This is a genomic window from Thermanaerothrix daxensis, assembly GCF_001306145.1.
Classification (GTDB): domain Bacteria; phylum Chloroflexota; class Anaerolineae; order Anaerolineales; family Anaerolineaceae; genus Thermanaerothrix; species Thermanaerothrix daxensis.
Genome location: NZ_LGKO01000005.1, coordinates 387,660 through 406,943 on the forward strand (window position 1 = coordinate 387,660; position 19,284 = coordinate 406,943).

Consider the following 19,284-nt stretch of genomic DNA (forward strand, 5'->3'; position numbering starts at 1 on the left):
CGACAGGCAATTTTGCCTGCCTCGCTGACCGGGGGATGAACTGGGAGATTTAAAAATCAGGCGGAGAGGGTGGGATTCGAACCCACGGTGGCCCAAAGGACCACAACGGTTTTCGAGACCGCCCCGATCGTCCACTCCGGCACCTCTCCGAGCGGGTGCCTTTATTATAACAGAGAGACCTCACTTACGGAAAGAGCCGTTCTTGTTATGGCAAAGAGAGGACTTCGCCGCGTGCGGGATAAATGGTTGAGGGAAGTCCTGCCTGGCGCATTTTTTCCTGCAGGGCTTCCGCTGCAGGGGCTTCGCCATGAACCAGGATGATCTGCCGTAAGCCAACCCGGCTGGCCTGGGCATAGCGCAGAAGCATGTCTTGCCCGGCATGGGCGGAGAAACCATCAATGGTCACCACTTCGGCACGGCGATCAAAGAGTTCGCCAAAAATGCGCACGACCGGCGCGCCTTCTGCCAAACGTCGCCCCAGGGTATCGGGTGCTTGCCAGGAGACGATGAGCACTGTGTTGCGCGGATTCTGGATGTTGTGTTTCAAATGGTGCAAAATGCGCCCGGCTTCGGCCATGCCCGAGGCAGAAATGATGATCATTGGATCGGTGCGGTCGTTAAGGGCGCGTGATTCCTCCACAGATTGCACATAATGCAGTTGGGGGTAATTTAACGCCGGGTGTCCACCGGTTTGTACAAAAGCGCGGGTTTCTTCGTCAAATAAATCGGTGAACTGCTGGAAAATGCGGCTGGCTGCCACAGCCAATGGACTATCTACGTAGATGGGCACCGGGGGAATCTCACCCGCCTGGAGCATCCGGTTATAGCAGTAGACCAGTTCCTGGGTGCGTCCAACTGCAAAGGCGGGGATGATGACCTTGCCCCCGCGCTCGAGCGTGCGCAGGGTTACTTCTCGCAGCCGCTGGTAGGCCTCTTCGGGATCGTGGTGAGGGCGATCGCCGTAAGTGCATTCCATCATCAGGTAATCCACCGCCTCAGGGAGTACGGGGTCGCGTAACAGGGGAAGCCGTTCGCGTCCGATATCTCCAGAAAACCAGAAGCGAAAGCGCTGGCCATTCTCCTCAATATCCAGAACAATCGCAGCCGAACCCAAGATGTGGCCGGCATCTACCAGGGTGGCCTGAACACCGGGCACCGGTTCAAATGGCTGCTGGTACGGGATGCCCCGAAAGAGTGGGGCCACTCTTTCGGCATCGGCGATGGTGTAGAGGGGTTCCAAGGGGGGTTCGCCCCGCTTACGGCGCTTCTTGTTGACGTAATTGACATCGGCTTCAAGGACGTGGGCGGAGTCGCGTATCATGATATCTGCCAGGGCCGCGGTGGCTGAGGTGGTGTAGATCGGCCCGTTGTATCCCTGTTTGACCAGATTGGGCAAATTGCCGCTGTGGTCAATATGCGCGTGGGAGAGGATCGCCGCCGAAATACGGCGGGGGTTGAAGGCAAATGCCAGATTTCGGCGATAGGATTCTTCGCGCCTACCCTGGTAGAGCCCACATTCCAGGAGCAGAGCGTGTTCGTTAACTTCCAGCAGAAATTGAGCGCCGGTGACCGTTTGGGCTGCACCGAGGAAGTGAATACGCATGGCGAGCTCCTTTCTTCAAAGCGCGGAGAGGCAGCGCTCTCGGTTGGGCTTAGGGATGAGCAAGGGCGAAATTGGCCTCTTGCAGAACGCGCAAAATCTCCCCGCCAAAACGCTTAAAGCGCCAGGGCGTGCTCTGCATGAGCCGTGCCAGATCATCCGGGTGAGTGGGATTTTCGCGCGCAATACGTTCCATGAGATCGCGTGGTAGAATGATGTCCGATTCAACTCCCAGGCGGCGCCCTACTTGTTTACGCCACTGACGCAGGTGCTCCAGGCGAGCCAGAACGGCTTCATCGGGGGCACCGTTGCGAGGACGGGGAGGTGGGGGGGCGGTGAGCGCCTCGCGAATGGTGGTAAGAAGACCTTCTTGAAAGCGCGCGCGTTGTTTGGCGCTCAGGATGCCCAGGCGGGAAAGGTCGCGGGGGCTTTTGGGCAGGGCCAGGGCAATTTCCAGTAAGGCTTCGTTGCTCAATATTTTAAAGTGAGGGAGATTAGCCAGGCGAGCCTGTTCATCCCGATAGGCGTACAGCGCGTGGAGCACGGCCATTTGTTGAGGGCTCAGGTTGTAGCGCTGTGCCAGATTCCAATCCGGCCCTTTGCTCAGATCAATCACCGGAACACTAACCTCGGTAAGACGCTCAAAATCTTCCTGAGCGAGTTCCCATAACCCCTTCTGTTGAAGAGCGGCGGCCAGGCGCTCGCGTAGGGGGAGCAGATAGTGTGTGTCGTGACGTGCGTAGTCCAGCATGGCAGGGGGAAGGGGGCGCTGGGACCAGTCGGCACGCTGGTAGTGCTTTTCCAGTTGGAGGCCAAATTCTTGCTTGAGCAAACTTGCCAATCCAACCTCACGGCGCCCCAGGATGCGGGCGGCGTGCATAGTATCGAAAATGTGGCGGAAGATGAAGCCGAAGTCGCGTTTGAGGCAGATCAGATCGTACTCGGCGGCATGAAAAACCTTTTCAATCCGTTCATCTGCGAATACTGCCCCCAGGGGGGTAAGATCCTTCAAACACAGTGGGTCTACCAGAAAATCGGCTTCTGGGGTGGAAAACTGAATCAAACATACCTGCTCCTGGTAGGCATACAGGCTGTTCGATTCGGTGTCAACGGCGATACGAGAACTTCTAAGCAGAGTTTCGACCAGGCGGTCGAGGTCGGTGGGTTGATCAACCCAAACGAGCGGTGTGGTGTCGGTGGTCATGGTGTGGATTATAGCAGAAGGTGAGCCGGGCAGGAAGTTTTCGCAAAGGTGCCGGGGATGCCAACTTCGCCTATCTGTGGAGCAAATCCCTTGACCAAGTTATGATATATTATCCTCAACAAGCGGAGGACCTATGAAGGAGCGAATTCTAATCATTGAGGATGATGAGGCTATTCAGCGCATTCTCAGGCGCGCATTAACCTATGAGGGCTATGTAGTTGAATCGGCTCAGGATGGAGAGAGCGGGCTGAAGCTCTTCCGAGAGTCGCGCCCTGACCTGGTCGTGCTGGATTGGATGCTGCCGGGCATTGATGGGTTGGAAGTGTGTCAGCGCCTGAGGGCAGCCAGCAAAGTGCCGATCCTAATGCTAACCGCCAAAGATACGGTACAGGACCGGGTGCAGGGATTGGATGCGGGGGCGGATGATTACATTGTCAAGCCCTTCCAGGTAGAGGAGTTTCTGGCGCGTGTACGGGCGCTTTTACGTCGCACCGAGGCTGAGCGGGCGCCGGTGCTAAAGTTTGCTGACCTGGAGTTAGATACCCGTACCCGGCAGGCGCGTCGGGGGCAGCGGGTGATTCCGCTGACCGCGCGTGAATTTGATCTACTGGAACTGTTCATGCGCCATCCCCGACAAGTCTTGACGCGTGAGATGATTTTTGACCGTATCTGGGGGTACGACTTCAGTGGCGAGAGTAATGTGCTCGATGTGTACATCCGTTATCTGAGGCAAAAATTAGAAGCGGAGGGCGAACCCCGCCTGATCCACACCCTGCGCAGTGTGGGTTATGTGCTGCGCGAAACCGAAGAGTAAATGTCTCTGCGACTGCGGCTGACTCTTCTTTACACCTCACTCCTGGGCGGCGTCCTGCTCATTGTGGGGGGGCTGGTGTACATTCTGGTCAGCCAAACGCTCCTGAGTGAGGTGGATAGCCGTTTGGAGCGAGCCGCTCGGCAATTGATTGGCCGCTTACGGGTCAACCCGGCCAATCAATTCGACCAGCGGGCTGTGGTTGGTTTTCAGCCGCTGGAAACTCTATTCTTCCAGGTGTGGGATGCCCAAGGGCAATTGCAAATCTCACGACCTGCGGGGCTCACTCAACCGCTTGATCCGGTGGGTCTAACCTACGGGCAATCCATTTACCGCTCTGTCTTAAGCGGCGAAACGAACCTGCGCGTTCTTTCCGTGCCGTTGCGCAGCAATCGTGGCCCGGTGGGAGTTTTGCAAGTGGCCTTGAGCCTGGACCTGCTGTTGGTCGCTCAGCGTACATTGGCAACCCTGCTGGTGATGATGTTCATTCTCTCTGTGGGTATTGTGGGGCTGGGCACCTGGTTAGGAACCGGTTACATCCTCGCGCCCTTGCAGGTTGTCACTGAGGCGGCTTTGCAGATCACTCGCGCTGATGATCTCTCGCGCCGCATTCCACTGGCGGCTCAAGAAACGGACGTGGAGTTTCGGCAGTTGATCACTGCCTTTAACACTACCCTGGAACGGTTGGAAACCCTTTTCCACGCTCAGCGACGCTTTCTGGCAGATGTGAGCCACGAATTGCGCACGCCACTCACGGTAATAAAGGGCGAAATTGGGTTGATGCGTCTGACCGGTACCGTTGATCCCGAATCCTTGCAGGCCATTGATCAGGAGGTGGATCGTCTGACCCGCCTTGTGGGGGATTTGCTGTTGATGGCTCAGGCTGAAGCCGGGTCGTTGACGTTGGAACGCCAGCCTGTACCCTTGGATGACCTGGTGTCAGAGGTGGTCCAGCAAATGCAACGCCTGGCCGAAGAGACCCGTTCCCTGCGTGTGGTAGAACTGGAGCCGTTAACCATCCTGGGAGATAAGGATCGGCTCAAACAAGTTTTGCTCAACTTGGTTGGTAACGCCATCAAGTACACCCCGCCGGGAGGGGAGATACGTTTGGGACTTCGGCGCGAAGGTCGCGAAGCCCAGATCAGTGTCAGCGACAGCGGGCCGGGAATTCCAGAGGAGGATCTGCCTCACATTTTCGAGCGTTTCTACCGCGGGCGAGGCCAGGAGGGTGAAAATGCTCCCTTCGGATATGGGTTGGGACTGGCAATTGCCCAACGTATTGTGCAGAGCCATAGGGGATGGATTGAGGTCAAGTCGCGTTTGGGGCAGGGCACCACATTTATTGTGCATCTGCCGCTGGAAAATCCCATCTTAGGCAAAGAGGAGCCTGGCTAAGCCGCACCGGGTAGCCAGGCTCAGGGCAAGGAGGAGAAGCCGAAATCTCTATAGAAGGGTGCGTGAGCGCTCTTCGTTGCTGCGGCTGGGGCGTGCATTGAGGCTGTGGTAGGTGGGCTCGGGACGGGAGGGGGCGGTGGTGGATCGCGCGCTCAGGTTGGTGGGAGTTGGCGTCGGGCGCGGAGCAAAGGCAGAGGAGTTCACGGTGGGGCCAGTCGTCGCGGCAGGACGTGGGGTGCGCAGGGGGGTGCGCAACAGTGGCTGATCGCCGGTGGAAAAGAGACGCTCACCGGCCACAGAAAGGGTGCCGATGATAAGGATGCGAATGACCCAGACCATCATGGCTACGAAGATGGGGACTACGGTGATCAAAGTCTCCCGATCAATGACCGAGGTGCTGGCAGGTGTGTGGGAGACAATTGCCATTGAGACCCCCCACCAGGTGAGCAGTGCATTGAAGGTGGCCGCCAGCAGCCAGGCGCCAAATAGATACCAGACCTCTTTGGGCTCAGAAGATCCTTGCTCGGGCGTGAAAAGACGAGCAATGCCGGCGAAATCTATCCCGCAGAAAGCGATTGCAAGAATAGTTGACCACTGTAAACCGGCGAACGAAAGACCGCCCAGCAGGTCGCGCAGGGCATAGTCGGTAGTGCTGTAATTAAAAATTTCAAAGGCCACTAGTGCGGTGAGGATGATAATCCCAAAAAGAAACCCCGGCCGCAGGCGCAGACGGCCCGCCAGTTCGGAAAACCATTGGGTGAAGGAAAACGATCGGCTGTTCATGGCATCTCCTTTTGACATTTTCAGGGAACCAGAGGGGAAGTTGCTTTGATTATAGAAAATTTGTTCTATTGTGTCAAGCGCCATAGGTAGAAGCCAATATAGGACCTTCCCCTACATATGGGGAGTAGTGGGGTGGTAGGAGGGATGGCTGTCCAACAATTCTCACTCTTGATTACGCAGATTGCGAATAAAAGGCGTGATCTATGAAAACCGCAAAGCGTGAAGTTGGGTTAAAATCGGGGACAAACTTTTTCACGGAGAACACATTATGGCTCTACAGCCCGGATTAAGTTACGAATGGATGATTACTGTTCAGGAGCATGATACCACCCGTGCTCTGGGGGATGATACGTTACCCGTAGTGCTGAGCACGCCCCGTCTGATTGCCTGCCTGGAGCATGCGGCCCACCACACCCTTCTCCCTCATTTGGGGGAGGGTCAGACCAGCGTTGGGACGCTGGTCCATGTGCGCCATCTGGCAGCCACCCCTTTGGGGATGCAGGCGCGGTTTCGGGCTGAGGTGGTAGCTGTGGAGGGGCGACGTGTGCGCTTTCGTGTTGAGGCCTGGGATGAAGTGGAAAAGATTGCCGAAGGTGAACACGAACGATTCATCATTGAGCGTGCTCGCTTCGAAGAGCGTCTGGCCCAAAAAGCCGCCTCAAAATAATTGGGAGCGGGGCAGACCCGACCCTGACAGGGCCTGCCCCCTATAATCGGTTTTTTTCTAAAATCACCCCTGCGGGAAGTGTTGGTGGCGTTGGACGTAAGCCACAATGCCGCCCGCTTCCAGGATCTGGCGGAAGAAAGGGGGTGGGGGAGGCAATTGCCAATGTGTCTCGCCCACCTGAAATTGCCAGGTGTGGGGATCGAGCACGGCCAAATCGCCATCATGAACCGCTGCGACCACCTCGGCGGCTTCAAAGAGGGGCAGACCGAGGTTGATGGCATTGCGGAAAAAGATACGGGCAAAGGACACGGCAATGATTGCCGCGATGCCGCGTTTTTTGAGCGCCTCCGCTGCATATTCACGTGATGAACCACACCCGAAGTTGCGCCCGGCGACAATAATATCGCCTGCTTGGGCCTGTTCGGCAAAATCAGGCCGGGCCTCAATGAAGGCCGCTGAGGCCAGGTCGGCATTAGGGCGCATGTAGGGGGCATAACGCCCCGGTACAATCTGATCGGTATCCACGTTATCGCCAAACTTCCAGATGCGTGCCATGGGGATTCCTCCACAGTCAGGATTAAGACAGGGTAGCCGGATCGGTAATGTAGCCGGTAGCCGCGCTGGCTGCAGCCACGGCCGGGGATGCTAGGAAAATGCGCGCTTCGGGTGAGCCCATGCGCCCTCGGAAGTTGCGGTTGCCGGTTGAAAGGCACACGTCATCTTCTCCCAGCACGCCATGGTGGCGTCCCATGCAGGGGCCACAGCCAGGGGTGGTCAGCACAGCCCCGGCTTCGATTAACGTCTGGAGACTACCATCAGCCGCCGCGCGTGCCAGGGCCTGCTGGGAAGCCGGCGTGACGATAAAGCGCACACCCGGCGCTACTCGCCGCCCGCGCAGAATGCGTGCCGCTGTGGCCAGATCCTCGTAGCGTCCGTTGGTGCAGGTGCCCAGGAATACGACGCTAACGCGCTGGTTGCTAATTTCGCTCAGGTCCACCACATTTTCCACCGTGTGAGGCAGCGCAACCTGGGGTTGCAACTCATCCAGGTTGATGTGAAGGGTGCGGGCATAGGCGGCGGATTCGTCTACGGTGAGCCATTCCGGAATGGGGAATTCCTCGCCCAGGCTGGGGTCGGGCGGAAAGATACCGGCTTTGGCCCCAATCTCTATGGCCATGCTCGCCAGCGTTTGGCGTTCCGGCAGGCTCATCCAGGGGGCGCCATGGTATTCCACGGCCATGTAGTTAGCCCCATCCAGCCCCACCTCTCGGCATAGGCGCAGTGCCAGGTCCTTGGCTTCGACCCAAGGGCGGAAACGCCCCCGCAGGATCACCCGCAGGGTTTCGGGTACACGTAGCCAGGTTTGTCCAGTGGCCCAGGCCAGGGCAATATCGGTGGAGCCCATGCCACATCCGAACGCGCCAACAGCCCCGTAGGCGGTGGAGTGTGAGTCGGAGCCGATGATTACCTTTCCGGGGGTGGCAATGCGTTCTTCTACCAGCACCTGGTGACAGATGCCCCGCCCAACCTCAAAAAGGCGAATACCCTGCTCGGCGGCAAAGCGGCGCACGCGGTTTTGATCATTAGCAATGCTCACCGTGGCGGCAGGAACCACGTGGTCCATGGTGAACACCAATTGCTGGGGATCCGCTACGCGGCTTGCGCCTAACTGTTCGTGGAAAATTTTGAGAATCGAGGGGGTAAGCGAATCGTGGGACATCACCACATCCGGGCGAATGACCACAAAGTCGCCAGCGCGAACCTCATGGCCGGCGGCGTGTGAGAGGATTTTTTCGCTCAGAGTCTGGCTCATGCGATACCTCCGGAGGAAAGGGGTGTGGGGTTGGATTCCAGATTGTGGTAGTGGGCTTGCCATAACATACGGTCAACTTCATCTAGGGTGAGTGCCTGCACATCGGCCAGGGCTTTGATCTGGCGCGTGATCTCGCGGATTTGTTCGTCGCTCAGGTTGACTCCCAATTGCTCGGCGCGGTGCCGGATGGCGTTCCAGCCGGTCAGGCGATGCGCCACATGGATGTAACGCGTGAGGCCGAAATCTTCTGGGCGCAGCACTTCGTAGGTGCTGGGGTCGTTGAGCACGGCCTTTGCATGGATGCCAGCCTTATGGGTAAAAGCCGCAAAACCAGTGATGTAATTGTTGAACGGGATGTCCACCCCAACGATTTCTGCCACACGCCGGTCCAAATGGACCAGCAGGGGCAAATTGTATTTGGCCACTAACTGAGGACTGGTTCCGTACAGGCGGGCGATCAGTCCTCCCAGGGGGGTGATGCCATTGCGTTCGCCGATGCCAAGGACGCTGGTGTCCACATGGGTGGCACCTGCTTCCAGCGCCGCATAGGCGTTTGCAATGGCACAGCCGGTGTCGTTGTGGCCGTGGAATTCAATATCTGCGCGGATGCGCTGGCGCAAGGCGGAGACCAGTGCATAGATCTGATGCGGGGTGCCAATACCAATCGTGTCGGCGATGCCCACGCGGTGCACCCCCATCTGATCCACCGCTTCGTAAATCCGGAAAAGGTCCTGGGGATCACTGCGCAGGCTATCCTCGGTGCTAAAGCGCATTTCAACGCCCTGGGTGCTCAAGAAGGCCAATACCTCCTGAGCCCGGTCAATAATCTCATCAATCGTAAGATGATGGCTGAACTGACGTAATTTGGAGGAGGTTCCGATTACCAGGTCAACTCCTTGCACACCGGTATCAACGGCGCGCTTGGCGTCTTCAAGGTTGCAGCGCACGTGAGTGAGAACCTTAGCCCGCAAGCCCAACCGGGCCAGCATGCGACAATCCTTTTCGCTTTGAGGCGAGGCGAGCGGGGTGGTTACTTCGATGTACTCGACCCCGAAGGCATCCAGCATTTGTGCAATTTCCACCTTCTGTTCGGGGGTGAAAAAGGCGTTGACAAACTGTTCTCCCTCACGTAGGGTTGAGTCAATGATGAAATAGTGTTCCAGACTCATAGCAACCTCCTTTTAGGGGATAAATGAAAACTCCCTCACCGGTGTCTGGTGAGGGAGTTTGTGGGCTAAGATATAGGGCAAGCCGAACCCGCCAGACTACCGGTGGGGTGTCCGCTGGATCTTCTTGCCCTTCTTCAATTCCGAAATCAAGGTGGGAATAGCGTTGTTCATGATTGGGCGCGATTATAGGGACTTGAGCCGATTTTGTCAAGAATTTAACCTTAAAAAATGCTGGAAATCCTTGACAGCCCGAGAAGTACGTAGTAAATTTATGCCCAATGTTTAGCCAGACGTTCTTCACCCTGCCACGTACCCGTCGTCCAAAGCCCACCTCTGCGCGGGAAGGCGGGGTTTTGTTGTTTGGTTAGCCCGTTGAGTCGTTGAATCCTAACACCAGCCCAAAGGACCCCTCCTTCCCAACAAGGAGGGGTCTTATCTTATATCCTCAGGAGGACGTGATGGTAAAAGCGCAAGTCAAACGAGTCGTGCTGGCCTACTCAGGGGGACTGGATACCTCGGTCATTGTTCCCTGGCTACGTGAAAACTATGGGTGCGAAGTGGTTTGCTTCACGGCCGACATCGGCCAGGGTGAGGAACTGGAGGGACTGGAAGAAAAGGCATTGCGTAGTGGCGCCAGCCGTTTGATCATCCGTGATTTGAAAGAAGAATTTGCGCGCGATTACCTGTTCCGTGTGCTGAGGGCGGGGGCTGTTTATGAGCGCAAATACTTGCTGGGTACGTCCATCGCGCGACCCCTCATCGCCAAACATCAGGTGGAAGTGGCCCATGAAGTAGGGGCAGATGCGGTGGCGCACGGTGCGACTGGCAAGGGGAACGATCAAGTGCGTTTTGAATTGACCTACATGGCCTTGGACCCGCGTCTGAAGGTGATTGCTCCCTGGCGCGAATGGGACATTCGCTCCCGCCAGGACGCCATCCGTTACGCTCGCGAGCGCAATATCCCGGTGACAGCTACTGAAAAGTCCATTTACAGCCGCGATCGCAACCTGTGGCACCTTTCGCACGAGGGTGGGCCTCTGGAGGACCCGTGGAATGAGCCGGAAGAGGGGATGTACCTAATCTCAACGTCCCCCGAGAGTGCCCCGGACGAGCCGGAGTACATCGAGATTTCTTTTGAATCTGGGACGCCAGTGGCAGTCAACGGGGTGACCATGTCACCGGCTCAAATCATTAACCACCTTAACGCAGTAGGCGGGCATCACGGCATCGGGCGGGTTGATCTGGTGGAGAGCCGTCTGGTGGGGATGAAGTCGCGGGGAGTGTATGAGACGCCGGGTGGCACCATACTGATGGCCGCTCACCGTGAATTGGAATCGCTGGTTCTGGATCGCGACACACTGCACTTCAAGGACCTGGTGGCGCTCAAATACGCTGAACTGGTTTACAGCGGTATGTGGTTCTCGCCCTTGCGCGAAGCCCTGGACGCTTTTGTGGATAGCACCCAGGGACCGGTAACGGGCACGGTGCGGCTCAAACTCTACAAAGGCAACATCATTGTGGCCGGTCGCACCAGTCCCTTCAGTCTGTACCGCGAGGATTTTGCCACGTTTGGACAGGACGATGTGTACAACCAATCCGACGCAAAAGGATTTATCAACCTGTTTGGCCTACCGTTGAAAGTGCGTGCGCTGAACGGCCTGCCGGTTTCGGGGTTGGAGATGCCCAAGCCGGATTACAGCCGCTTCAAACGGGATTGAACACGCTGGTTGGGAGTTTTGGACATGGCTGAGACCTCTGCTTCCTCTCCCCTGTGGGCCGGGCGCTTTGAACAGCCCATGGATGCGGCTGCATGGGCACTGAATGCTTCGCTGAGTGTGGATCGCCGTCTGGCGCTGGTGGACGTACGCGTCAACCAAGTCTGGGCTGAGGCGCTGGAGGAAGCCGGGGTATTAAGTGCTGCCGAACGCGCCGCCCTGGTAGCGGGTTTGGAAACCCTCAGGCAGGAATTTCAATCGGGTAATTTTGTGTTCCAGCCGACGGATGAGGACATTCACACGGCAGTCGAGCGCCGCCTGCGCGAGTTGGTGGGCCCCCTGGGGGGGAAGATTGCAACCGGGCGCAGTCGCAATGACTTGGTGGCCACCGATTTACGCCTCTGGTTGATGGAGCAGTTGGGCGCCCTGGAGGGGGCTTTGTTGGAGGTGCAAAAAGCCCTGTTGGACCAGGCTGAAGCAAGCGGAGATCTCTATCTGCCGGGCTACACTCATCTACAACGTGCTCAGCCGGTCCTGCTGGCGCACTGGTGGCTGGCGTATTTCTGGCCGCTGGAACGCGACCGCCAACGCCTGGGGGATCTCTACCCGCGCATCGCGGTCATGCCGATGGGAGCGGCGGCACTGGCCGGTTCGGGATTCCCGATTGATCGGGAGCATCTGGCGCGGCGCCTGGGCTTTCTGGCGGTGGCTTCCAACAGCCTGGATGCAGTAGCCGATCGCGATTTTGCGGCTGAATTTCTCTTTGTGGCGGCTATGCTGGGAATTCACCTTAGCCAGTTAGCCGAGATGGTGATTCTCTTCTGTAGTCAGGAATTTGGGTTCCTGGAGATCCCCGACGCCTTTGCCACGGGCTCCAGCCTGATGCCCCAGAAGAAAAACCCCGATCTGTTCGAGTTGACCCGTGCGAAAGCCGGTACTCTGTTGGGGCATCTGACTGCATTGCTGGCGGTACTCAAGGGACTGCCGCTAGCCTACAACAAAGATCTTCAGGAGGATAAGGCACAGGTCTTTGGCGCCATGGATACCCTGCTCAGCGTCTTGCCCGTGCTGGCTGCCGCGATACGTGCCTTACGGGTCAGGGCGGAACGTATGCAGGGTGCGGTGAGTGCTGAACTGATGGCTACCGACCTGGCGGATTATCTGGTGGAACAGGGCCTGCCCTTCCGTGAGGCCCATGCCGTGGTGGGGCAGGTTGTACGCCTGGCGTTGGCACGTGGGCAGAGCCTGGACGCCCTGGATCAGGAAGCATTGCTGGCCATTCACCCGTTGCTGGATGAGCGTGCGTTGGCGATCCTGCAGCCACGCCATAGTCTGGCCCGGCGCAACCTGAGCGGAGGAAGTGGCCCTTTGGCGGTTCGCACCCAACTGCATGCGGCGCGGGCAGCGCTGCTGCAGCGGGTGCTCCCGGATAGCAGTGAGAACGTGCGTGAAGAGCGCACTTCCAGATCTTAGTCAGAACTTAAAACTTTCTCAAAAGGAGGTACACGATGATGTCCACACACTGCCCTGAATGTGAAGCCCTGATTGAGGTGAACGAAGAGGTGCAATTGGGTGAAATTCTGGTTTGCCCTGACTGTGGAGTTGATCTTGAAGTGACCGCATTGGAGCCGTTTACCCTCGAACTGGCGCCCATGGAAGCCGAAGACTGGGGCGAGTAAGCCCCACCAGACTGCTTGTTGCGAGGTGTACCGATGAACCATCATCGTTTGCGTATTGGTGTGCTCTATTCGCGTTTACGGGTGGAGGAGAAGTGGATTTTTGCGGCACTTGAACAGCGCGGTGTGGATTATGAGCGCTTGGACGACCGTTTTGTCCACTTCGACCTGGATAACCCTGGTCCGTGGCTTCAGTACGATGCCATTCTGGAGCGCAGTATCAGTTACGCCCGTGGCCTTTATGCTCTGCGGGTGCTCAATGCCTGGGGCGTGCCCACGGTGAACACCGCGGCAGTGGCGGAGGTGTGCGGGGATAAACTGGCCACCACTGCAGCGCTGACACGTGCGGGCATCCCACAGCCGCGCACGGTGGTGGCTTTTACAGCGGAGGCAGCCTTAGAGGCCATTGAACAATTGGGGTATCCGGTAGTGCTCAAGCCCGTAGTGGGTTCATGGGGACGCCTGCTGTCGAAAATCAATGATCGTGATGCGGCGGAAGCCATTCTGGAACACAAGGAAGTCTTGGGGTCTTACCAACACCAGATCTTTTACATCCAGGAGTACATTGAAAAGCCGGGACGCGATATTCGGGCTTTTGTGCTGGGAGATCGCACCGTGGCAGCCATTTACCGCAAATCGGAGCACTGGATCACCAACACGGCGCGAGGTGGCCAGGGTGAGATCTGTCCGATTACCTCAGAACTGGAAGAACTCTGTGGGCGGGCAGCAGCAGCCGTTGGCGGAGGGGTGTTAGCCATTGATATTTTGGAGCACCCTGAGCGGGGCCTTCTGGTTAACGAGATTAACCACACCATGGAATTCCACACTACGGTACCTACCACAGGTGTGGACATTCCGGGCATGATCGTGGATTACGTCCTGGCGGTGGCGCGCCAGCGTGTGGGGGTGGTGGCATGATCCGTGCAGCCATTGTTGGGGCTTCCGGCTATGCAGGTGGCGAGGTCTTGCGCCTGCTTCTGGACCACCCGGAGGTTGAGGTGGTACAGGTGACTTCACGTCGCCATCTGGGGGAGTATGTTTACCAGGTCCATCCCAACCTGCGCAAGCGCACCTCGCTTAAATTTAGCGATCCCGCCGGACTTGAAGCGGTGGATGTTCTCTTTCTGGCGCTCCCCCATGGCGAGGCACAGCACCAGATTGACCGTCTGGCAGGTTTGGCCACCTACATCATTGATCTCTCTGCCGACTTTCGCCTTAAGCGCGCCGAAGATTACGAACACTGGTACGGAGCGCCACATGCAGCCCCTCACTGGTTAGGGCGCTTTGTTTACGGCCTACCCGAACTTCATCGCGAAGATCTGCGCGGTGCTCACTACGCCAGCGGCGTGGGTTGTAATGCCACTGCAGCCAACCTGGCACTCTGGCCGCTCGTGCGTGCCGACTTGCTGGATACGAGTCAGCCGGTAGTGGTAGAAATCAAAGTTGGATCTTCGGAGAGCGGCGCTGAAGGGAACGTCGGAACTCATCATCCGGAGCGCAGTGGGGTCATTCGCACCTTTTCCCCCTTTGGTCATCGCCACACTGCAGAGGTGATCCAGGAGATGGGGTTGGAACATGTGGTGCTGACCATGACGGCAGTGGACCTGGTGCGTGGGGCCCTGGCAACAGCCCACGCGCGGGTGAAAGCCGGGGTAAGCCAACGCGATCTGTGGCGCGCTTATCGTGCAGTGGTCAATGAAAACCCGTTTTTGCGGTTGGTCAAAGAGCAGCGGGGCATCTACCGTGTGCCGGAGCCCAAAATTCTGGCCGGTTCCAATTACGCTGATTTGGGGTTTGAATTGGATGAACGCACCGGGCACGTGGTTTCCATGTGTGCCCTGGATAACCTGATGAAAGGTGCGGCGGGTTCTGCCGTACAGTGCATGAATTTGATGTTGGGGCTGGATGAGACCTTGGGGCTGACATTCCCCGGCCTACATCCCATTTAATGTTTTTAGGAGGAGGCAAGCGTGTGAACGGAAATGGGCATTTGCAGACCCTTGTGGTCAAACTAGGAGGTACCGAAGGGGTTGACTTTGCTGCGATTTGCCAGGACGTGCTGGCCTTACAGCGCGAGGGCTGGCAGATGGTGCTGGTGCATGGAGGATCAGCAGAAGCCAATGCCTTGGGAGAAGCATTGGGGCATCCCCCGCGTTTTGTGACCTCACCCTCAGGTTTTACCTCGCGTTACACCGACCGCAAGACCCTGGAAATTTTTGCAGCAGCGGTTAACGGCCGTGTCAACACCTTGCTGGTGGAGCAATTGCAGGCGTTGGGTATTAACGCACTGGGGCTGTGCGGCCTGGATGGGCGATTAATGGTGGCCCGGCGCAAGGATGCCATTCGGATTATAGAGAATGGGCGTCAGAAAATCTTGCGCGATGATTACACCGGGACCATTGAAACGGTCAATGTGGGCCTGTTGCGCCTGTTGCTCAAGGAGGGCTATGTGCCGGTGGTGGCGCCTCTGGCACTTAGTCCACAGGGAGAAGCCCTTAATGTGGATGCTGATCGTGCGGCGGCCATGATTGCTGCAGCACTGCAGGCAGCCACTCTGGTACTGTTGACCGGGGTTCCGGGGCTGCTGCGCGCCTTTCCGGATGAAAGCACGCTCATCCCGCGCCTTACGCTGGCTGAGATGGAACGGGCATTGGGTTACGCTGAAGGTCGGATGAAGAAGAAGATCCTGGGGGCGCAGGAGGCTCTGCGCGGTGGAGTGGGACGCGTCATCATTGCGGATGGACGCGTGGGCCAGCCGCTGGTGAGAGCATTGCAGGGTGCCGGTACCTGGATTACTCCCTAGAAAAGACGGAGGAGAACGTGATGAGCACATTGACGATGGTGGACTCGATTCAGGCCGTTGAAGGTCGTCACACCTCGGGCCTCTATAATAAGCAGCCGATCACCCTGGTAAGAGGGGAAGGGGCCTGGCTGTGGGATGAGCGCGGACGAAATTACATTGATTGCACCAGTGGTCAGGGCGTGGCCAATTTAGGACACGGTCGCATTGAAATTGCACGGGCCATTGCCGAGCAAGCCCAGCGTCTGATTACCTGCCCGGAGACCTTTTTTAACGATCAGCGTGCGGCACTTATGGAGGAACTCACCGCATTAACGCCGGGATTGGAGCGGGTGTTTTTCTGCAACTCCGGCACTGAGGCGGTGGAAGCGGCGCTTAAATTCAGCCGATACAGTACCGGGCGCAAGCAAATTGTGGCTACCATGCGCGGGTTTCATGGGCGGACGATGGGGGCGCTCTCGGCAACCTGGAATAAAAAATACCGCGAGCCGTTTGAGCCGCTGGTGCCGGGATTCATTCATGTGCCCTATAACAATCTAGAGGCCATGCAGACGGCAATCGGGGAAGATACGGCGGCGGTCATCCTTGAAGTGGTACAGGGCGAAGGGGGAGTTTACCCGGCAACACCCGATTACCTGCTCGGGGTTCAGGCACTGTGCCGCGAACGCGGCGCCCTGCTGATCATTGATGAGGTGCAAACTGGCTTTGGACGCACCGGACGCATGTTCGCCTATCAACATTATGATCTGCAACCCGATTTACTTTGTGTGGCTAAGTCTCTGGCTGGGGGACTGCCCATGGGGGCTGTGCTGATGGGTGAACGGGTACGCGCACTCAGCCCGGGCTTGCACGGTTCGACATTTGGTGGCAATCCCCTGGCATGCGCCGCTGCTCGCGCGACTCTGCGCATTTTACAGCGTGAGGATTTACCGGCCCAGGCAGCGCGTAAGGGCACCTATTTCATGGAACGCTTGCGTCAAATCCGCTCACCGCTTATTCGTGAGGTGCGAGGCCTGGGACTGATGGTAGGTGTGGAGTTGAAGCAAAAGGTGGCCCCTTACCTGAGCCTGATGCAAGAGCGGGGCGTTCTGGCGCTTTCGGCAGGGCTAAATGTCATCCGCTTTTTGCCGCCCCTGGTGATCCGTGAAGCCCAACTGGATCGGGTGGTTGAAACGCTGGAAGAAGTGCTCGCCTTGGGGCCGGATGGGGCTGAGGAGCAAGGCCAGAATGGAAGGTGAGGGTATTTTGCAGGCAACTCGCTTGACCACCCTGGTGGGGTTGTTAGAGCGCTACAGCCCGACCGGGAATGAAGCCGAGGCTGTGGCCTGGTTGGTGGGGCGCATGCGCGCGCTGGGGTTTACGGGTGCCCGGGTGGATGAGATCGGTAACGCAGTCGGGTGGATGGGTGCAGGACCTTACCAGGTGCTGCTCCTGGGACATATTGATACCGTGCCGGGAGAAATCCCGTTGCGTCTGGAAGCAGGCCGGCTCTATGCCCGGGGGGCTGTGGATGCCAAGGGGCCGCTGGCGGCTTTTGTAGATGCGGTTGCCCAGGTGGGGGAGATGCCAGGTGTGCAGTGGGTCGTCATCGGGGCCGTTGGCGAAGAGGGGGATTCACGGGGGGCCCGCTTCCTGTTACCCCACTATCGCCCCCAAATGCTGATCATCGGCGAACCGAGCGGCTGGGAACGCCTGACCCTGGGTTACAAGGGGAGCGCCTGGGTGCAGGTTACTGCTCGACGTACTCTGGCCCATACGGCGGCACTAGCGGAAAGCGCCTGTGAAGCAGCAGTGGCGTTTTGGGAACGTCTTAAGCAGGCAGTGCTGACTTTTAATCAGGGCCGCTCCGGCATATTTGATCAATTGCTGGCAACTTTGCGCCAGATGCATTCCGATTCAAATGGATTTGAGGAGCGGGCTCAATTGCAAATTGGCTTGCGACTTCCGCCGGGGTTGGAGCGGCCGGAATTAGAGGCCTTGCTTACCGCGGCCGCAAACGGCGATACCTGGTTAATTGAAGATTTTATCCCCGCGTATCGAGCAGAGAAAAATACCCCGCTCGTGCGAGCCTTCCTGGCGGCCATTCGGGCTCAAGGGGGGCGGCCCTCATTTACGCTTAAATCGGGCACGTCAGATATGAACCTGGCCGCACCGGCCTGGGGATGCCCCACTCTGGCTTATGGGCCGGGCGATTCCAGCCTGGATCATACACCGTACGAACACATTGAGGTGGAGGAGTATCTTAAGGCCGTTGAGGTTCTATCCCATGCCCTGCGCGGTCTGGCTTCAATCTTCAATGATCACTCCGGGAACAATTTCGCATAGATTTCCGGCGTGAAACGCTGGACCGTTTCGGCAGAGAGACTGTTGGTTTTGCAGATTTCGGCGTAAAGATCCACGCTGGGTCGGCGAATGCGTCGTTGGGTTTCGACGTCCAGCCCCCATAGACCGAAGCGCTGGGTCCAACCGCGTTCCCACTCAAAATTGTCCACCAGGGACCAGTGGAAGTAGCCCTTGATTTGCCAGTTGAAGTTGACCGCCCGCCAGACCTGATGAAGGTGTTGCACCAGGTAGCGCGGGCGCAAATCATCATCAGCATCCTCCACGCCGTTCTCAGTGATCAGGATCGGCAAACCGTATCGCTTGGCCCATGCCAGGCCCTCAAACATGCCCTCAGGCACGTTAGCCAGAAAACCGGTATCGCTTAGTTCGGCTTCCTGAGGGTATCGTGCGGTGTAGAAAAAGCCGCTTTTTGAGAATGGATTGAAGGAGATTAAGTCGCGAGAGTAGTAGTTGAGGCCAAAGAAATCCTGCGTTTTGGCGGCTTCTGGGATCTCGGCTCGAAAAGTTGCAAAGCGCAGTTTGCCGTGCGTGATGGCATCGGGAAAGGCGGCGTTGAAGCCCTGGTGCAAGAAAGCGGCTATCCAGGCATCGGGGGGAAACCAAGTTCGGGCAGGTCGGAAACTGCGGTAGTTGAGGGCTATGCCCACCCGGGCGGTCTTTTGGATGCGGTGGATGGCCTGATAGGCTGCTGCGTGACCCTTGACCATGTGAGCTAGCACCTGGAAGGCGGTGCGCAGGTCGTTTTTTCCGGGCGGAAATCCCCCGCCCAGGTAACCCCCGTAAACATAGACATTGGGTTCGTTGATGGTTACCCACAGTGAAACATAGTCTTTCAGTGCCTCTACCACCTTGGTAACATAACGTTCAAAGTGGCGCGGTGTTTCCTCGTTTTCCCATCCCCCTTTTTCATACACCCAGATGGGATCGGTGAAGTGATGAAGAGTCACTAACGGGGTCATGTTGCGCTGGTAGAGGCCGCGAATGATCTCACGATAGTGGTCCAGGGCATCCTCATCCCAACGATCTGGGGTGGGTTGAATGCGGCTCCATTCAATCGAAAGGCGGTGCGCGTTTTGACCTGTTTCAGCGGCGCGGTCGAAGTCCTCGCGCCAGCGTCCGCCCCACCAATTGCAGGCCAGGCCGGAACGATGCCCGTGGACGATGCGCCCGGGTTCATTTTCCCAAAGGTACCAGTTATTATTGGTATTATTGCCTTCCACTTGATGGGATGAAGTTGCCGTACCCCAGAGAAAGCCGGTAGGAAAGTAGTAGGTGGCACTTGGGGGCATTTGCGAGGCACTCCTGGTG

General features: G+C 57.7%; 18 protein-coding genes and 1 tRNA gene. 11 read left to right on the top strand and 8 right to left on the bottom strand.

The annotated features are described in order from the left end of the window. Nucleotides 1-61: 61 nt before the first annotated feature. The 3 genes from SE15_RS10425 to SE15_RS10435 form a co-directional block, all read right to left on the bottom strand. A tRNA-Ser gene (locus tag SE15_RS10425) sits at nt 62-149 on the bottom strand. A gap of 56 nt (nt 150-205) precedes the next feature. Next, nucleotides 206-1,603 (bottom strand): MBL fold metallo-hydrolase RNA specificity domain-containing protein, encoded by a 1,398-nt coding sequence (locus tag SE15_RS10430; RefSeq protein WP_054522054.1) that lies wholly within the window; start codon nt 1,601-1,603, stop codon nt 206-208. 49 nt (nt 1,604-1,652) lie between these two features. Further along, nucleotides 1,653-2,804, bottom strand: coding sequence for a ribonuclease D (locus tag SE15_RS10435; RefSeq protein WP_054522055.1), 1,152 nt, complete (start codon nt 2,802-2,804; stop codon nt 1,653-1,655). A 133-nt stretch (nt 2,805-2,937) separates the two neighbouring features. Here SE15_RS10435 and SE15_RS10440 point away from each other — a divergent pair, with 133 nt between their 5' ends. Together SE15_RS10440 and SE15_RS10445 are read left to right on the top strand one after the other, a co-directional pair. Beyond that, nucleotides 2,938-3,618 carry a response regulator transcription factor gene (locus SE15_RS10440; protein ID WP_054522056.1) on the top strand — a complete coding sequence of 227 codons (681 nt, stop codon included), beginning with the start codon at nt 2,938-2,940 and terminating at the stop codon, nt 3,616-3,618. Then, nucleotides 3,619-5,010, top strand: a complete 1,392-nt coding sequence (locus SE15_RS10445; RefSeq protein WP_054522057.1) for a sensor histidine kinase — start codon at nt 3,619-3,621, stop codon at nt 5,008-5,010. 48 nt (nt 5,011-5,058) lie between these two features. Here SE15_RS10445 and SE15_RS10450 read toward each other — a convergent pair whose 3' ends face one another. Then, entirely contained in the window at nt 5,059-5,793 is a 735-nt protein-coding gene (locus tag SE15_RS10450; protein WP_054522058.1) for a hypothetical protein, read from the bottom strand. A 268-nt stretch (nt 5,794-6,061) separates the two neighbouring features. Here SE15_RS10450 and SE15_RS10455 point away from each other — a divergent pair, with 268 nt between their 5' ends. Then, complete coding sequence (locus SE15_RS10455) at nt 6,062-6,460, top strand: thioesterase family protein (RefSeq protein WP_201778093.1); 399 nt, start codon at nt 6,062-6,064, stop codon at nt 6,458-6,460. A gap of 63 nt (nt 6,461-6,523) precedes the next feature. Here SE15_RS10455 and SE15_RS10460 read toward each other — a convergent pair whose 3' ends face one another. From SE15_RS10460 to lysS, 3 genes are read right to left on the bottom strand one after another with little or no spacing between them, the layout of a single operon-like run. Beyond that, on the bottom strand, nt 6,524-7,015 hold the full coding sequence (locus SE15_RS10460) for a LeuD/DmdB family oxidoreductase small subunit (RefSeq protein WP_054522059.1): 492 nt from the start codon (nt 7,013-7,015) through the stop codon (nt 6,524-6,526). A 22-nt stretch (nt 7,016-7,037) separates the two neighbouring features. Beyond that, entirely contained in the window at nt 7,038-8,273 is a 1,236-nt protein-coding gene (locus tag SE15_RS10465) for a 3-isopropylmalate dehydratase large subunit (RefSeq protein ID WP_054522060.1), read from the bottom strand. Then, nucleotides 8,270-9,442 carry a homocitrate synthase gene (gene lysS / locus SE15_RS10470; protein ID WP_054522061.1) on the bottom strand — a complete coding sequence of 391 codons (1,173 nt, stop codon included), beginning with the start codon at nt 9,440-9,442 and terminating at the stop codon, nt 8,270-8,272. The genes SE15_RS10465 and lysS overlap by 4 nt, the downstream gene beginning before the upstream one ends. A 458-nt stretch (nt 9,443-9,900) precedes the next feature. On the opposite strand from lysS, the gene SE15_RS10475 reads away from it, so the two are divergent. Genes SE15_RS10475 through SE15_RS10505 form a run of 8 tightly spaced genes read left to right on the top strand, consistent with a single transcriptional unit; the run spans nt 9,901 to nt 17,958 of the window. After that, nucleotides 9,901-11,160 carry an argininosuccinate synthase gene (locus SE15_RS10475; protein WP_054522062.1) on the top strand — a complete coding sequence of 420 codons (1,260 nt, stop codon included), beginning with the start codon at nt 9,901-9,903 and terminating at the stop codon, nt 11,158-11,160. Nucleotides 11,161-11,184: 24 nt separating this feature from the next. Continuing rightward, nucleotides 11,185-12,630, top strand: a complete 1,446-nt coding sequence (gene argH, locus SE15_RS10480; RefSeq protein WP_054522063.1) for an argininosuccinate lyase — start codon at nt 11,185-11,187, stop codon at nt 12,628-12,630. 35 nt (nt 12,631-12,665) lie between these two features. After that, nucleotides 12,666-12,836 (top strand): lysine biosynthesis protein LysW, encoded by a 171-nt coding sequence (gene lysW / locus SE15_RS14215; RefSeq protein ID WP_201778094.1) that lies wholly within the window; start codon nt 12,666-12,668, stop codon nt 12,834-12,836. 48 nt (nt 12,837-12,884) lie between these two features. Continuing rightward, nucleotides 12,885-13,751 (top strand): lysine biosynthesis protein LysX, encoded by an 867-nt coding sequence (lysX, locus tag SE15_RS10485; RefSeq protein WP_054522484.1) that lies wholly within the window; start codon nt 12,885-12,887, stop codon nt 13,749-13,751. After that, complete coding sequence (gene argC, locus SE15_RS10490; RefSeq protein WP_054522064.1) at nt 13,748-14,782, top strand: N-acetyl-gamma-glutamyl-phosphate reductase; 1,035 nt, start codon at nt 13,748-13,750, stop codon at nt 14,780-14,782. The genes lysX and argC overlap by 4 nt, the downstream gene beginning before the upstream one ends. A gap of 23 nt (nt 14,783-14,805) precedes the next feature. After that, nucleotides 14,806-15,636: a [LysW]-aminoadipate kinase gene (locus SE15_RS10495; protein ID WP_236690022.1), complete on the top strand. Its 831-nt coding sequence runs from the start codon at nt 14,806-14,808 to the stop codon at nt 15,634-15,636. 20 nt (nt 15,637-15,656) lie between these two features. Then, on the top strand, nt 15,657-16,871 hold the full coding sequence (locus SE15_RS10500; RefSeq protein ID WP_236690023.1) for an aspartate aminotransferase family protein: 1,215 nt from the start codon (nt 15,657-15,659) through the stop codon (nt 16,869-16,871). Continuing rightward, nucleotides 16,861-17,958 carry a [LysW]-lysine hydrolase gene (locus SE15_RS10505; protein WP_054522066.1) on the top strand — a complete coding sequence of 366 codons (1,098 nt, stop codon included), beginning with the start codon at nt 16,861-16,863 and terminating at the stop codon, nt 17,956-17,958. Before SE15_RS10500 ends, SE15_RS10505 begins: the two co-directional genes overlap by 11 nt. On the opposite strand, the gene SE15_RS10510 is transcribed toward SE15_RS10505, so the two are convergent. Continuing rightward, nucleotides 17,934-19,265 carry a glycoside hydrolase family 1 protein gene (locus SE15_RS10510; RefSeq protein WP_054522067.1) on the bottom strand — a complete coding sequence of 444 codons (1,332 nt, stop codon included), beginning with the start codon at nt 19,263-19,265 and terminating at the stop codon, nt 17,934-17,936. The genes SE15_RS10505 and SE15_RS10510 overlap by 25 nt on opposite strands. Nucleotides 19,266-19,284: the final 19 nt, after the last annotated feature.